The following is a 15591-nucleotide window of genomic DNA, read 5'->3' on the forward strand; positions in this document are numbered from 1 at the left end:
TGGTTAGTACGGGCATCATGCCATAGATTGGCGGGATACGTAGGCGTCGCTCAGCGTTCCGTCGCCGCATAGGCTCGCAGCGCCGCTTCGTCCAGCGCGTGCCGGTCCACCTTGAGATAAGCCACCCCGTCGGCGGCGATGACCACCGCCTCCGCCACCCCAGGTACCTGCGTCAGCCGCGCCGCCAGATCCCAGGCTTGCCCTTCGTCCAGCGCACCCACATTGAGCAGATAGCTGCTCAGATAACTCGGGTTCCGCATGGTCCAGGCCACCAGCAGCCAAGCCAGCGCGCCCAGCGTCGCGAAAGCGAAGACCCCCTGGAGGCCAACCCGCCCGTGCAGCAGACCGCCCAGCGCCCCGCCGGCAAACGCCCCCAGAAACTGGCTACTGGAATAGACGCCCATCGCCGTACCCTTGGCGTCGGGCGGCGCCATCTTGGCGATCAGGGAAGGGAGGGTGGCTTCCAGCAGGTTGAAGCCAGTGAAGAACGCCAGCATCAGCAGGCTGATTTCCAGCACGCTGTCGTGCAGGGTCAACAGGCCGAACTCGGTCAGTGCCAGCAGCAGAATCGCCCCCAGGAACACCGGTTTGAGCCGGTGCTGTTTTTCGGCAACGATGATGAAGGGCACCATCGCCGCCATCGAGAACAGCAGCGCCGGTAGATAGACTTCCCAATGCTTCCCGCTCGCCAGACCGGCGTCGCGCAGCGCCAGCGGCACGGCGACGAAGGTGGCGGTCAGCAGCAGGTGCAGGGTGAAGATGCCGAAATTGAGCCGCAGCAACTGACCGTCGAACAGCACCCGGCCGAACTGGGAGGCGACCGGCTCGGCGTCGCGGTGGACCCGACTCACCGTGGGATCGGGTACCTGAAAGCGCACCACGGCCATGCCAAGCAGGGCGAACAGGCCGGTCAGCCAGAAGATGCCGGGTACCCCGATCCAGCCATTCAGCACCGGTCCCATGATCATCGAGACGGCGAAGGACAGGCCGATGGTAATGCCGATGAAGGCCATGACCTTGATGCGGTGTTCCTCGCGGGTCAGATCGGCCGCCAGCGCCATCACCGCCGCCGATACCGCGCCGCCACCTTGTAGCGCCCGGCCGAGGATGACCGCCCAAATGGAATCGGCCAGCGCCGCCACCACGCTGCCCAGGGCGAAGATCAGTAGGCCCAAATAAATCATGCGCTTGCGGCCGTAGCGGTCGGACAGGAAGCCGAAGGGAATCTGGAACAGCGCCTGGCTGAAACCGTAAACGCCTATCGCCAAACCCGCCAGCGCCGGCGTATTGCCGCGCAGGTGTTCGGCATACAGCGCGAACACCGGCAGGATCATGAACAAGCCCAACATGCGCAGCGAAAACACGCTCGCCAGCCAGAGTGCTGTCTGGCGTTCGTTGTTGGTCATCCCGTCATGCACTAAACCGCCTGCCTTCATCCTGCTTCAAGTCTCCGTCTGTCTTCGAGTCAAGATTGCCCATGATACTACCCTCGATCTTTGCCCGCATGGATAGCTGTTGTTTGCGCACATGGATAATCATTGCTTACGTTTTGTTTGAGAATGATTCTCATTTTTATTATTATGTTTTCAAGACATGACGGGACCGATCGCGATGAACCACGCCAGCGTGGCCATTCTCGCGCCGGACGAGATGCAAGTAACCGTTCTCCCACGACGAAAAGGCGGCATGAACATGACCCAAGCACTCGATAGAAACGCCACTATCAGCGTATTGAATCGAATTCTCGAACTGGAGTTGGCGGGCGTGGTGCGCTACACCCACTACGCGTTGATGGTGTACGGCTACAGCCGTATTCCCATCGTCGGCTGGCTCAATGCGCAAGCCGATGAAAGTCTGCTGCACGCTCGTCAAGCCGGGGAATTGATCACCAGCCTGGGTGGTCACCCCTCGCTGGGCATTGGCCCGTTGCTGGAAACGCATCAGCACGATATCGGCGATATTCTGCGGGAATCGCTGGCGCACGAGGGCGAGGCGCTCAAAGCGTACTACGAACTGCTGGATTGTGCGCAGGATCGGGATGTGCGCCTGGAGGAATACGCCCGGACCATGATTGCCGAGGAACAAACCCACCTGGATGAAGTGGATAAGATGCTACGGGTACCGGGCCAGACCCGGACGGCCAAGGAGGGTACCTGAATGAACAACCATAGCGAACAGGAACGCCAGGCCTTTGCCTTGGGCCAAGCCGTGGGCCTGGGCTTCACCCAACCATTGGGGCAGATGCGGCGAGGTAGTGCCGGTCGTGTCCTGGCCGTGAGCAGCGAGATGGGCGGCCACGATATCGAACGCGGTCTGCTGGAAATGGGATTTGTGGAAGGCGCGCGGGTCGAGGTGCTGCACCACGGTTTCCTGGGGCAAGATCCGCTGGCGGTGCGCATCAACCAAACCATGACGATCGCCTTGCGCCGTTGCGAAGCCAATGCCGTGCTGGTCGGACCGTTGCACGATTCAGCAGTGGAGGCCAAGCCGGGGCTCACTCTGGAGTATGCGTCGTCATGACCGCCGTCACCCTGGCCAACGAAGAGGTCCGGTTGGCCCGGATCGCGTTGGTGGGGCCGCCCAACAGCGGCAAGACCACCCTGTTCAATACCCTGACCGGCGGTCGACAAAAGACCGCCAACTATCCCGGCGTGACCGTCGAGCGGAAAAGCGGCCGGTTGCGGACGCGGTCGGTCGTACGGTCGAGCTCCTCGACTTGCCCGGCAGTTATAGTCTGCGCGCGCGCAGTCCCGACGAGGCCATCACTCGCGATGTCGTGTTGGGTCGGCAGGCGCGGGAGGCGTTGCCGGATGCCGTGGTCTGCGTGACCGACGCCACCAATCTGAACCAGCATCTGCGGTTGCTGTTGGAATTGCGGCAATTGGGTCGACCGCTGATTCTGGCGCTTAACATGATGGACATCGCGCAAAAACGCGGTTGCCAGATCAGCCTTGAGGCGCTGTCCCGGCACTTGGGCATTCCGGTGGTGACCACCGTGGCGATGCGCAAGAACGGGGTGCAAGACCTGCTGAGCCAGATCGATACCCTGTTGAACCAGCCCCCGGTTACGAGCGGAGCAACCGCGGACTGGGTGGAACCCACACCGGAGGCGATCCGGGCTTATCACCGAGAGGTGGAGCAACTGCTGCGGGAAGCGGTCGTCCAGGAGGGCACGCCGGAGCGTCTTACCCGGCAATTGGACCGGGTTCTGCTGCACCCGATGGTCGGACCGCTGATTCTACTCGGCCTCCTGTTCCTGATGTTTCAGGCCGTGTTCAGTTGGGCGGAAGCGCCGATGGACTGGATCGACGGCGGCATGGCGAGCTTGCAGGCGCTGCTTTCCGAACATATGGCGGATAGCCTGCTGAAGAGCCTGTTGATCGACGGAGTCATCGCCGGGGTGGGTGGCGTGGTGATCTTCCTGCCACAAATCCTGATTTTGTTCCTGTTCATCCTGTTGCTGGAGGATTCCGGCTACATGACCCGTGCCGCGTTCCTGATGGATCGCCTGATGAGCATGGTCGGCCTGAACGGGCGTGCCTTTATCCCTCTGCTGTCCAGCTTCGCCTGCGCCATTCCCGGCATCATGGCGGCGCGCACCATCGCCCATCCCCTGGATCGCTTGACCACCATTCTGATCGCGCCGCTGATGACCTGCTCGGCGCGATTGCCGGTGTATGTCCTGCTGATCGCGGCCTTCATACCGAACACCACGGTCTGGGGCGGAATCGGTTTGCAGGGGCTGGTCATGTTCGGTTTGTATGCAACGGGCATCGTCGGCGCGTTGGTGATGGCGGGCGTGCTGCGCCTGACCTTGTTGCGCGGCGGCCGGCAACCCTTGCTGATGGAACTGCCCAGCTACAAATGGCCGAATCCGGTGAATGTATTGCTTGGTTTGTTGGAGCGCGCCCGGATCTTCATGCGGCGGATCGGTACGATCATCCTGAGTGTCTTGGTATTGCTCTGGTTTCTCTCGACCTTTCCCGCGCCGCCGGTTGGCGCGACGGAGCCACCCATTTACTACAGTCTCGCTGGCCTGATCGGGCGTGGGCTGGAGCCGCTGTTGGCTCCCATCGGCTTCAACTGGCAGATTGCCATTGCCTTGGTACCGGGTTTGGCGGCACGCGAAGTGGCGGTGGCGGCACTCGGCACCGTGTACGCCCTGAGTGGCGACGAAGGCACGGTTACCGAAGCCTTGACCGCGACGCTGGCTCATGATTGGACATTGGCGACGGCCTTGGCGTTGCTGGCTTGGTACGTGTTTGCGCCGCAGTGTCTGGCGACGCTGGCCGCCGCCCGGCGCGAGACCAATTCCTGGCGTTGGCCGACCTTCATGTTCGTCTACCTGATGGTGCTGGCCTATCTCGCCGCGTTCGTTACTTACCGGGTGGCGCTGGCGATGGGAGGAGGCTGAGATGATGTGGCAGGATGGTTTGGCGTTGTTGATTGTGGTGATTGCCGCGTTGGCCGTGTTGCGTACTTATGCGCCCGCCGGGATGTTTCGGTTCGGCACGCGCCGAGATCGTGACGGTCTGGCGAAGGACACCGCAGCCACCGGTGGTTGCGGTGGTTGTGCCTCGGGATCGTCCTCCTGCTCCAAGTTGCGGATCAAAGCTTACCCTGTCGCCGTCCAGCGCCGCGAGCGGTCCCCGTCCAGCAGTCATTGATCGAGCGCCCGGTCCCGCCGGCCATCCAGCATCCCCGCCACGGTACGCTGGATGGCAAGGCGCATCGGTTTCACTGAACACCCTCGGCTTGCCCAAATTTTCATTCGATCCCGTTTGAGGAGGTCATTGCGATGAACTACTACATCCATCATGTTCCGGGTCGCTTACGAATCAAGACCGCGTGTTTGCGTCGGGCCGAGTGTCAGAACCATCTGGGCCAGATCCTGGGAGACCTGCCGGGCATCGAGAACCATGCCCACAACGGCAAGATCGGCAGTGTGCTGATCCATTACGACCCTGCCCAGCTCAGTGCCGACGATATTCTGTATCACCTCCACAAGGCCGGTTGTCTGGACAGCGCCATATCCGCCAGCCCGATGGCCTCAAGCGGCAATGGCGCGTTGGTCAAGCAGGTCGGTGCCCTGTTCGGTAATGCCCTGTTCGGCACCTTGCTACGCAAGAGCGTGGAAACCTCGGTGCTGTCGTTGGCGAGGGGATTCCGTTGAGGTCATCGGGTACGGAAACCCCATTTAGCCCCGACGAGTGGCGACGATTGGCCAGCCTGCTGCCTCATTTGCGTCTGATCCATCATGTGCGTGGACGACTGCGGCTACGGCTGCGGACCGGCGTATCGCACTGGCTGGCGCAATACCCGGACGCTGTGCCGGAAGCCTGGTTGGCACAGCTACCGGGCATCGCCGCGCTGCGTTTGAATAAGGCCGCCGCTTCGCTGGTGATCGAGTACGACGCCCGGCGTATTCCACCGCAATGGTGGGAACGCTTGCTACACAGCCGAGATGAAGCGCTGCCCGACTTGTTGGCGGAAGTCGGCCTGATCGTCGACCGCGCTCACCTTTTTTCCCATCCATCCGAAGGAGTGTTTGCGTGAGCGATCGTCATTATCCCTCACCCTATCCGCATGGCGACCACACACCATGGTCGCCGGCCACCGTGGCGGTATTGCGAAGCGCCGCCATGGGCGCGACCGTGGGCGCGGCGGCGGCCACCGCCGCGCAACTCAAGCGCCATGACGCTCATGTGGCCTTGAACGAAGTCCTGCACGCCGGCGCCGTTACCGGGTTGACCACCGCCGCCGCGACTCTGGTCGGGCAAAGTCTGGGCCGCAAACCGTTGACGCGCTTTGCCGCGATGTTCGTCACCGGTACCGCGCTGGTGTATCTGTTGAATCCATCGAAACCGGGAGAATCCGCATGAACGAACCCCAAGACAATCAGATGCCACCACCGCAGGCTGGCCCGCGAGGGCCGGTCACACCGCCACAAGCCGGTCCACAGGGTTACGGACCGCGCTATCACGATGGCCAGGATCCTTATCCGAATGGTTACGGTTATCCGCCCGCGCCGGGTAATGGCCCACCGCCTTGGGCACAGCAGGGCGGTCAATACGGTGGCTACCAAGATCAGTATCGTGGCGCCGCCGGCCATCCGCCCGCGCCGGGCAACAATCCGCCCTGGGCGCATCAGGATCACCACCGGGGCGGGCATCCCGCCACCTATTACGGGTCGCCATCTCAGGGTCAGTGGTCCGCTCCTCCGGGTTATGGCGCGCATCCCGGTGCTCACGCCTACCCATCGGCTTACGCGACGCATGCCCCTCATCACCCCAGTGGCTTGGGCAGCTTCTTCAATTTTCACGATGAACGCTTCGTCAAGGGCGCGATCACGGGCGCGGCCTTGACTTTCTTGTTGACCAACGACTCGGTGCAGAAGAACGCCATCAAGTCCATGGTCAAGCTGTGGAGCCTGTTCCAGGGCGGCGTCGAGGAAATCAAGGAACGGTTCAAGGACGCCGAGGCCGAGATCAAGACGGAAACTCAATCCAGCAAGTAAACACACCGTTCCGACGCCGGGACGGCGGTCCCGGCGTCGGCTTTTTGGGTTCAGATGCCCGTGTGACCATGACCATCCAAGCACCTTCATCCACGATCCAGTTGGCGCACGAACTGCCCGAACGCTTGCGTCTACGTGTGTCCTGGCTGAGCGATCGCCGCTTGGATCGGTTCGCGCTGGAGGCGGCGTTGCTGAGTCTCGCTGGGGTGCGCGGGGTGCGCGTCAACCCGCGCGCGGGCAGCGCAATCGTTCGCTACGATGGCCAGATGCACCATCGCCAAGCCATCCTGCTTTGGTTTCAGCAATCGCCAGCGGCTTTTTTGACGGAATCGAATCCCGCGACCCATCGCGCCGCTCCGGATCTGTTGCGGGTGTTCAGCGCGCTGGCCGGTTTGCTCTTGCTGCCCGCCTTGGCGCCGCCGCTGCGGCGTGGGCTGACCTATGCCTTGATCGCGCCGACCGTGTGGGAAGGCACGCGAACCCTGAGCCGGAAAGGGCTGAAAATCGAGGTTCTGGATAGCCTGGCGGTGAGTCTGGCGGCGGCTCGGGGTGAGTATTTTACCGCCATCGCCACCCAGGGTTTGCTGGCGCTGGGCGCTTATCTGGAACAGCATACCGCCCGTCACGCCGACGATCTGCTGCGCCATCTACTCAAGCCGATGCCGACCCAAGCCTGGGTCGAGCGCGACGGCGGGTTGGTGCAAATCCCCTGTGGCGAATTGCGCGCCGGCGACCGGATCGAAGTCGGCCCCGGTGAAATGATCCCCATCGACGGCAAGGTCGTCGGCGGCAATGCGGCGGTCAACCAAGCCTCGGTGACCGGCGAGAACTTGGCGGTACGCAAGGAAGTGGGCGACAAGGTGTTGTCCGGCACGGTATTGGAGGGCGGTCGCCTGCGCATCCGTGCGACCCGCGTGGGCGCGGAAACCACCACCGCGCGCATCGCCCGCTTCATCGAAAATGCCCTGCAACAACAGTCGCAAACCCAATGTCTGGCTGAGCATTTGGCCGACCGACGGGTTTATCTGACCTTGGGTACCGGGGCGTTGGTCTACGCCGCCACTCGCGATCTCGATCGGCTGGCTTCGGTGTTCCTGGTGGATTACGCCTGCGCCTTGAAACTCGGTACCCCGGTCGCCATCAAGTCCGCCCTGTATCAAGGCGCCAAGCACGGGGTGTTGTTCCGCGGCAGTCAGGCCATCGACAGTCTGGCCCAGGCCGATACCTTCGTCTTCGACAAGACCGGCACCTTGACCAGCGGTCTGCTGGAAGTGACCGATGTGTGCAGTCTGGATGCGGCGTGGGACGCGCCGCGCCTGCTGGCGCTGGTGGCGTCCATCGAGGAACACGCGACCCACCCGGTGGCCGACGCCGTGGTCAAACAGGCCCGCCAGCAGCACTTGGCGCATATCGAGCACGAAGACGTGGATTATCTGGTGGCGCACGGCCTTACCACCCAGACGGAAGGGCGATGCGTGGCGATTGGTAGCCGCCATTTTCTCGAAACGCATCGGAATGTCTCGTTCGCCGCTCACGAAGAAAACATCGCGGCGCTGGAGCAGGCCGGCAAAACCTTGCTCTACGTGGCGCTGGAGCAACGCCCGCTGGGGCTGATCGGATTGCGCGACAGCTTGCGCCCGGAAGCCCAGGCCGTGCTGACGCAATTGCGCCAAGGCGGAGTGCGACGACTGGTGTTGCTGACCGGCGACCGCCAGGACAAGGCCGAGGCGTTGGCGCGGGAGCTGGGTATGGACGAGGTGTATGCCGAATGTCCGCCGGAACGCAAGGCCGCCGTGGTCGAGGAGCTGCGGGCGCAAGGCGCGAAAGTAGCGTTCATCGGCGATGGGGTGAACGATGCCCCAGCCTTGATCGCCGCCGACGTGGGACTGGCCATGCCCAGAGGCGCGGATCTGGCCCGCGCCACCGCCGACATCGTGCTGCTCGACGAACACTTGCGTACCCTGCTGACGGCCCGGACGCTGAGTGCCGGGACGCTAGAGCTGATTCGCACCCATTTCCGAATCTCCACCGGAGTCAACACCATGGTCATCGCCGGCGCGGCGTTTGGCCTGCTCTCGCCGGTGTGGTCGGCGCTGCTGCATAATGGCATGACTCTTGGCGTATTGCTCAATTCGATCGCGGGTGTCCGCCTCGGGACCGACTCTCTATCCCATCCATCGAACCCTGGCGGTTCTTGATCGCTGTTGCGTTGTTGATCCAATCTCCAAAATAGGTTGTGTAATTCAAAAAAATGGGGGCGGATTTTATTTGACATCTAAATGAGAATGATTATCATTATCTTTAATGTCAGCTTGGAAACCACACAATGTGCGAGTCGCATTACACCATGCCGAAACGCTTGCAAGGCTTCAAGGACGATACTTTCCAGTCCCTGCCTCCGGTATCCCGCAAGAAATTCAGCATGGGGAACAATAGCCTAATCGGCGATGCCTCTCTCTTGCCGGCGGTTTTACCAGGCCCCCAGGACGTGACGCCGCAATTGTCCCCAGTGCTCCGCAAGAAGCTCTGGGAACTCGATCAGTCCTATCACTGTATCGTGATCGGTACTTGTCTGAGCTTGGCGGAACTGCGGTGGCTCCAGCGGCGCTTGGGTGGTTCCGCGTCAGTCTCCGCCACGGATTACGATCTGCACCGCGCATTCGTCGGTGCGGTACGAGCCGCCACACCCGCAAGTCGACTGATCCATAAGCACCTGGATCGCAAGTACAAGTCGGCCATCCAGCAACTTGGCAAAGTGCGAACACGGGACGAACTGGACGCGTACTGGGACACTGCATTGGCCAGTGGCGAAATCGCCGGCGCCTTTTGGGCTGTGATCACGCGGTCGGATGTGCCGATGGCCATGCTCGACCGCGTTTACGGTGAAGTCCACATGCTCTCGCATCTGTCCGGCGCCTCCGTCCGGGTGGATCTGCACGAACTGAACCGACTAAGACGACATTGCCCGGCATTGGAAGCGCAGTTGGCCGATGCCCGGATGACGGCACGCCGCCGACTGGCCGAGCAACAGGAGACGATCGACGCGTTGCACGAACGCCTGACGCAATCCCTGGAAACCGAGCGCCAACTTCAGGCCGCCGAGGCTCGGTTGGCGATGCTGGAAGAGCAGTCGCTGGCTACCCAGCTAACCGCCGAAGTCGAGAATTTAACCGCGCGCTTGGATGCCGAGCACGCCCGCGCCGAGGCTGCGGAAATCACCATCGAGAGCTGGAAGCAACAGGCGAGCCGTTCCATCGACCAAAATCAGTGGCTCGCGCGGCAGCTTGCCGAGATGCGCCACGAGCGGGACATGCTGGAGGTGACCCTGGAGCGACTGTTGTCGCCACCGTGCGCGGAAGTCTCGACTGATGCGGGTCCGGATCTGGTGGGTCGCTGCGTGCTGTTTGTCGGCGGACGCCAGGGCCAGTGCACCTACTTTCGGGAATTGGTGGAGCGTCGCAATGGTCGTTTCATCCACCACGACGGCGGACGCAAGGATGCTCGCGCCCGGCTGTGGGATGTCATGCAACAGGCCGATGCCATTCTCTGTCCGCTGGATTGCGTGAGCCACGACGCGGTGCATCGAATCAAGCGTTTCTGCCAACGCAATACCAAACCTCTGGTGTTGCTCTCTCGCACCAGTCTGGCGGCGTTCAATCGCGGTTTGAACGCGGTGGTATCGTGAGGAGCGTTGCCGCATGGGGACGAAGACGATTGCGAAAACGCGCGAGATCATTGGTCCGCGTGAGATCCAAGCTCCCGACCATGCCGGTGAAGAGCATCGGATTGGGTTGGAAATCAGCGCCGGGAAGCTCTACCGGTTGCTGGTGTGTGGGGCCGTGAGCGTGATGGATTTTCGTTGCCTCGACCATCGCTCCAAATGCCATGTCCGGGCGTTATGTCTGCATGCTTGTGCGCATCGCCTGAACGAGCGCACTGCCGTCGGGATCGGGTGGAGCGATGCATGGAGTGCCCATCATGAATCCACGGAGTCGTGAAGCGCGATCCGCGCGGTCCGACCAAGAAGCCTGGGCGCCCCGAAAGCGATTCGCCAGCGGCGATCTGTTCGGCGATGCCCAAGAAATACTGATCGAGCACGCCGGGCAGGAATACCGGCTACGCATCACCCGTCAGGGCAAACTGATCCTGACCAAATAACCATCGAAACTCACGGTGTCGCCCCAGCGGACACCGCGCCCAGCCACCTTCGACCTCNGGGCGACGGCAGCCAGCCTGCATCAGCATTCCTGCTCACCGAAAAGCGACGGAGGTTCCGATGACGCCCGCAATCCCTTCTTCGACACCCAATATCGTCGAAGCCCAAACAGGTCTGGCAAGGTTTGCGTGACCAAAAACCGGATATTCGTGCTCGTGACGCCCTCGCGTTGTTGGGCGTGGGCGAAGCGCGACTGGTCGCCAGCACTTGCGGTCATGCCGCGACCCGGCTGGCCGGTCATTGGGCCGCGTTGATCGAAGCGTTACCCAGTCTCGGCCGAGTGGCGGTGCTGACCCGCAACGATCACGCCGTGCACGAGCAGGTTGGCGAGTATCGCAACATTCGCATCGTCGGCGATCAGGGCGTGGTGTTGGGCGAGGGGATCGATCTGCGGTTGTGTCTCAGGCATTGGCACTACGGGTTTGCGGTGCATGCGGACCCTCAATCCGGCGCCACCGAGAGCCTGCAATTCTTCGATGGCGCCGGGACCGCCGTGCATAAGATCTACCTGACCCGGCATAGCGACCGGCGTGCCTACGCCAATCTGGTGAATGTCCATCGTTCCTCGGATCAATCGCCCCGACAAGCCGACTGGGCCAAACTGTCGGCACCGCCCAGTCGGCTCGATGAGGATATCGACGTCGAAGGATTGCGCCGCCATTGGCGGGCGTTGCGCGACGCCCATGATTTTCGAGATATGTTGAGGCGGTTCGGCGTGAGCCGCATGCAGGGTCTGCGGCTGGCGGGAATGGATTTGGCTTGGCCGGTGGAGACCACGGTGGCGCCGATGCTGCTTGACTCCGCCGCCGAGCTCTTGCTCGATCTCATGGTGTCCGTCGCCAGTCCTGGCGTGGTGCAGATTCACAGCGGCGCCGTGAACAAGCTGCATCTCACCGGGCCTTGGCTCAATGTGTTGGACCGGGATTTCAAACTGCACTTGCGACAAGGGGCGGTCGCCAGTGCTTGGGTGGTCACCAAGCCCACGGTGCATGGACCGGTGACGTCGTTGGAACTCTACGACAGCGCCGGTAACGCCATTGCGTTGTTCCATGGCAAATGCAAACCAGGGCAAGCGGAAAATCCGGTATGGCGCGCCTTGGTGACCGCGTTACCCGCCATGGCGACCCAATCATGAACAATGGGTGGGAATCGATGGGATCGCTCGCCGGACCTTTCGACCTGCGTTCATCCTTGGCCATTTCACCGCAATGCCAAGACGGGAGCGAACGCCGAGCCAACAGCGATTGAGTCGCTCCAGGACATTTTTCGAGCCAGCTTTGTTTGGCCATCGCCGGGGTGATGGCGGGATCCGAGGAACGGATCGGCACGTCGGCGACTTTCTTTTTCATACTTCCGCGCGGGGAGCAACGGCGTGATCCTTCCGTGATTCTGTGACTTGATGGTGCGAAACGATGCTCATGAAGACGACCCATCCCGATGATGCCTGTGACGAGACGCTGCCCGATACGGCGTTGATTCAGACGGCATTGTGTTATCTGACGACGCGGTATACCGTGCGGCCATGCTCTGGTCTGGCCCACATGATCGTGCATCACCTGCAAATGCTGCTGGCGCATCCCGATATGGCGGGTTTGCCGGAACGGGAAAAGATCCATCGCAAACTGTTGCAACATTGGCGGCATGTCGCCGATGAGCATTGGCGGCCATCCCCTTACCCTGGAACGGCCGCCCAGCGCGGTGTGATGCATTGACGTGCCGGGTCCCAGGGTGGATGCGAAGGCGCGAATTCCTCGTACTGGTACTCGCGGTTTCGGTAGCTTCGATATTCGCGCCGGAACCGCGGGTCGTGGGTCGGGATGACGGTCAGCGTACCGAGCGATAAGTTGCCGACCGCTGGCGCTTGCTCAGCACCAGTTGCCAAAGTTGTCCTTGCCGCGCCCGAAAAAAACCGGCGCAACTCAGCAGATAATATTTCCACATACGACAAAAGCGCGAGTCGTAGCGATTCCGCAGCCGAGGCCAACCGGCGTCGAAATTGGCCCACCAGGCCATCAGGGTGCGATCGTAATCCGGGCCGAAGTTGTGCCAGTCCTCGATCACGAAGCGCCGCTCCAGCACTTCGGTCAATTGCCGGGCGGAAGGGAGCTTGCCGTTGGGAAAGACGTACTTTTCCATCCAGGGATCGGTGGCGCGGGTGGTGGTGTAATCGCCGATGGTGTGCAGGAGAAACAGACCCTGATCGGCCAGCATGCGGTGGACGGTATCGAAGTAGGCCGGGTAATTTTTCGGGCCGACGTGTTCGAACATGCCGACCGAGACCGCCTTGTCGAACGATCCTTCCAGCTTGCGATAGTCTTGGAATTCGAACTGGACCGGTAAATCCGCGCATTGCTTCCGCGCATATTCCAATTGCTGACGGGAGACGGTGACCCCGACCACATTCACGCCGTGATGGGTTGCCGCATGGTGGGCGAGTCCGCCCCAGCCACAGCCGATGTCCAGCAACCGCTCGCCCGGTTGCAGCTCCAGCTTGCGGCAGATCAGTTCGAGTTTATGCCGTTGCGCGTCGGCCAGATTATCGGCCTTCGCCCAATAGGCGCAGGAGTAGCTCATGGTGGGATCGAGCATGGCCTGGAAGACATCGTTGCCGATGTCGTAATGCCGTTCGCCCACTTGGAACGCCCGACCGGGCGATTGAGGATTGAGCAGTCGGTGGCGCAAGATCGAAGCGATCAAGCGCCAGCGCAGCCAACCGCCGACTTTTTCGTTGAGATCGCGGCGCAGCAGGCGGTGGAAAAACTCGTCCAGACGCTCCACTTCCCACAAGCCGTCCATGTACGCTTCGCCCAGCCCCAGGGAACCGTGCAGGAGAATGCGTTGGTAGAGCGAGTTGTCGAGAACCTGCATGTCCCAAGGCGCATCGCCATTGACGCGAATTCCAGCTTCCGCCAGTAAGAGCCCGATCGTTCGTGGGGGTTCGGCGTGCCGAGGCATGTCCGGGGAATGCATTGGGGTGGTGCTGTGGTTGTACGGCATAGTGCCACTCCTCCGCCGGTTTGCAGTTTGCGTGAACGATACTTGAAGATCAGCTTCCACCAAGTCTATGAAAGTAATTGAACATTTTCCATTCTCAGGGTTGAGGTGGAGCGTTGGGCGATCGAATCGGTGGCGGCGAACGGTGCCGGTATGCCGTCACCGATTCGAGGATTGGCCGTGACTGTTCCTATGCGGAAACTTCGCTCAAGGCAATGCCCAAGGTCTTGGCGACGCCCTCGCCGTAGGCTGGATCAGCCTTCAGGCAGTTGCCGATATGGCGGATCTGAATCTCGCGCGGTGCCTCGCCAATGGAGCGCGCGGTATTCTCGAACAAGACTTGTTGCTGTGCCGGCGTCATCAGGCGAAACAGTGCGCCGGGCTGCGAGTAGTAATCGGTGTCTTCGCGGTGATTCCAGTGATCGGCCGCGCCTTCTAGATTCAGCGGTGGCTCGGTAAAATCCGGCTGCTCCGCCCACTCGCCGTAACTGTTCGGCTCGTAGCCCAGGGTACTGCCGTGGTTGCCATCGACGCGCATGGCGCCATCGCGGTGGTAGCTGTGGACCGGGCAGCGTGCCGCGTTGACCGGAATGAGGTGGTGATTCACGCCGAGCCGGTAGCGCTGGGCGTCGCCGTAGGAGAACAGCCGTCCCTGCAACATCTTGTCGGGCGAGAAGCCGATGCCCGGCACCACGTTCGCGGGATTGAAGGCCGATTGTTCCACTTCCGCGAAAAAGTTTTCCGGGTTGCGATTCAGTTCCAGCACGCCCACGTCGATCAATGGGTAATCCTGGTGTGGCCAGATCTTGGTGAGATCGAAGGGATGATAGGGCACCTTTGCGGCGTCGGCTTCGGGCATGATCTGCACCTTGAGCGTCCACTTCGGGAAGTCGCCCGCTTCGATGCTGTCGTAGAGGTCGCGCTGGTGACTTTCGCGGTCCTTGCCGATCAGCGCTTCGGCTTCCGCGTCGCTCAGGTTGCGGATGCCCTGTTGCGACTTGAAGTGGAACTTGACCCAATAGCGTTCGTTCTTGGCGTTGATGAAGCTGAAGGTGTGACTACCGAAGCCGTGCATATGGCGATAGGTGGCGGGAATGCCGCGATCGCTCATGACGATGGTGACCTGGTGCAGTGCTTCCGGGAGGGAGGTCCAGAAATCCCAGTTGTTTCTGGCGCTGCGCAGATTGGTGCGCGGGTCGCGTTTCACCGCATGGTTCAGATCGGGGAATTTCAGCGGATCGCGCAAGAAGAACACTGGCGTATTGTTGCCAACCAGATCCCAGTTGCCTTCCTCGGTGTAGAACTTCAGTGCAAAACCACGAATATCGCGCTCGGCGTCGGCCGCGCCGCGCTCGCCGGCCACGGTGGTGAAGCGGGCGAACAACTCGGTTTTCTTGCCAACTTCGGAGAAGATCTTGGCTCGCGTGTACTGGGTGATGTCATGGGTGACGGTAAAGGTGCCGTAGGCACCCGAACCTTTCGCATGCATGCGCCGTTCGGGAATGACTTCGCGGTCGAAGTGCGCGAGTTTTTCCAGAAACCAGACATCCTGCAAGAGTTGTGGACCACGCGGTCCCGCTGTCATCACGTTTTGATTATGGGCGACCGGACAGCCGGCATTGGTGGTCAGTTTCTTTTGGTCACTCATGGCGTTTTCCTCCTCGATGGTGGATCGGTGCGTTACAGCCAATGGCATGGTCGGCGACAGGCGTGGTGTCAACGGTGGCGGTGAGAATTCGTATCTCGTGCATCATGAATTCCTGCGAGTGATGCGGGCGACGTTGCCTGCGGAATCCACTGTCTCAAAAAGTACGGTTTATGAAAAATCGAATAAAACGAAGCGATAGATAGCCTGAATCTATAA

The 15591-nt window shown here is 61.4% G+C and carries 16 protein-coding genes and 1 pseudogene; 14 read left to right on the top strand and 3 right to left on the bottom strand.

The genetic code is table 11. The features are described 5' to 3' along the window. Positions 1–50: 50 nt before the first annotated feature. Positions 51–1406 carry an MFS transporter gene (locus tag E4P82_RS10880; RefSeq protein WP_246327524.1) on the bottom strand — a complete coding sequence of 452 codons (1356 nt, stop codon included), beginning with the start codon at positions 1404–1406 and terminating at the stop codon, positions 51–53. Between the two features lie 286 nt (positions 1407–1692). Here E4P82_RS10880 and E4P82_RS10885 point away from each other — a divergent pair, with 286 nt between their 5' ends. The 14 genes and pseudogenes from E4P82_RS10885 to E4P82_RS10950 all read left to right on the top strand — a co-directional run bounded on the left by E4P82_RS10885 (position 1693) and on the right by E4P82_RS10950 (position 12445). After that, positions 1693–2157, top strand: coding sequence for a ferritin-like domain-containing protein (locus E4P82_RS10885; RefSeq protein WP_169248934.1), 465 nt, complete (start codon positions 1693–1695; stop codon positions 2155–2157). Further along, on the top strand, positions 2158–2520 hold the full coding sequence (locus tag E4P82_RS10890; RefSeq protein WP_169248902.1) for a FeoA family protein: 363 nt from the start codon (positions 2158–2160) through the stop codon (positions 2518–2520). Further along, positions 2517–4414 (top strand): annotated as a pseudogene (gene feoB, locus E4P82_RS10895) (ferrous iron transporter B). Before E4P82_RS10890 ends, feoB begins: the two are co-directional and overlap by 4 nt. Position 4415: 1 nt before the next feature. Next, on the top strand, positions 4416–4667 hold the full coding sequence (locus E4P82_RS10900) for a hypothetical protein (RefSeq protein ID WP_169248903.1): 252 nt from the start codon (positions 4416–4418) through the stop codon (positions 4665–4667). A gap of 131 nt (positions 4668–4798) precedes the next feature. Continuing rightward, the gene (locus E4P82_RS10905; protein ID WP_169248904.1) at positions 4799–5173 is read left to right on the top strand and encodes an HMA2 domain-containing protein; all 375 of its coding nucleotides are present in this window, start codon (positions 4799–4801) and stop codon (positions 5171–5173) included. Beyond that, positions 5170–5556 (top strand): hypothetical protein, encoded by a 387-nt coding sequence (locus E4P82_RS10910; RefSeq protein ID WP_169248905.1) that lies wholly within the window; start codon positions 5170–5172, stop codon positions 5554–5556. The genes E4P82_RS10905 and E4P82_RS10910 overlap by 4 nt, the downstream gene beginning before the upstream one ends. Beyond that, on the top strand, positions 5553–5882 hold the full coding sequence (locus E4P82_RS10915; RefSeq protein WP_169248906.1) for a hypothetical protein: 330 nt from the start codon (positions 5553–5555) through the stop codon (positions 5880–5882). Before E4P82_RS10910 ends, E4P82_RS10915 begins: the two co-directional genes overlap by 4 nt. Continuing rightward, positions 5879–6517 (top strand): hypothetical protein, encoded by a 639-nt coding sequence (locus E4P82_RS10920; protein ID WP_169248907.1) that lies wholly within the window; start codon positions 5879–5881, stop codon positions 6515–6517. The genes E4P82_RS10915 and E4P82_RS10920 overlap by 4 nt, the downstream gene beginning before the upstream one ends. Before the next feature lie 68 nt (positions 6518–6585). Continuing rightward, positions 6586–8715, top strand: a complete 2130-nt coding sequence (locus E4P82_RS10925) for a heavy metal translocating P-type ATPase (RefSeq protein ID WP_169248908.1) — start codon at positions 6586–6588, stop codon at positions 8713–8715. 128 nt (positions 8716–8843) lie between these two features. Continuing rightward, complete coding sequence (locus tag E4P82_RS10930) at positions 8844–10202, top strand: DUF2325 domain-containing protein (RefSeq protein WP_169248909.1); 1359 nt, start codon at positions 8844–8846, stop codon at positions 10200–10202. A gap of 13 nt (positions 10203–10215) precedes the next feature. Beyond that, a complete protein-coding gene (locus tag E4P82_RS10935; protein WP_169248910.1) occupies positions 10216–10515 on the top strand; it encodes a hypothetical protein in 300 nt (99 codons plus the stop codon). Next, complete coding sequence (gene hemP, locus E4P82_RS10940; protein ID WP_169248911.1) at positions 10496–10675, top strand: hemin uptake protein HemP; 180 nt, start codon at positions 10496–10498, stop codon at positions 10673–10675. Before E4P82_RS10935 ends, hemP begins: the two co-directional genes overlap by 20 nt. Before the next feature lie 182 nt (positions 10676–10857). Beyond that, positions 10858–11868 carry a hemin-degrading factor gene (locus tag E4P82_RS10945; RefSeq protein WP_169248912.1) on the top strand — a complete coding sequence of 337 codons (1011 nt, stop codon included), beginning with the start codon at positions 10858–10860 and terminating at the stop codon, positions 11866–11868. A 277-nt stretch (positions 11869–12145) separates the two neighbouring features. Further along, positions 12146–12445: a hypothetical protein gene (locus E4P82_RS10950; protein WP_169248913.1), complete on the top strand. Its 300-nt coding sequence runs from the start codon at positions 12146–12148 to the stop codon at positions 12443–12445. Positions 12446–12557: 112 nt separating this feature from the next. Here E4P82_RS10950 and cfa read toward each other — a convergent pair whose 3' ends face one another. Both cfa and katE2 read right to left on the bottom strand, forming a co-directional pair. Next, positions 12558–13730, bottom strand: a complete 1173-nt coding sequence (gene cfa, locus E4P82_RS10955; RefSeq protein ID WP_211203119.1) for a cyclopropane fatty acyl phospholipid synthase — start codon at positions 13728–13730, stop codon at positions 12558–12560. A gap of 187 nt (positions 13731–13917) precedes the next feature. Next, positions 13918–15375, bottom strand: a complete 1458-nt coding sequence (katE2, locus tag E4P82_RS10960) for a catalase KatE2 (protein ID WP_169248914.1) — start codon at positions 15373–15375, stop codon at positions 13918–13920. Between the last annotated feature and the right edge of the window lie 216 nt (positions 15376–15591).

The organism is Candidatus Competibacter phosphatis, assembly GCF_012939995.1.
Lineage (GTDB): Bacteria > Pseudomonadota > Gammaproteobacteria > Competibacterales > Competibacteraceae > Competibacter > Competibacter phosphatis.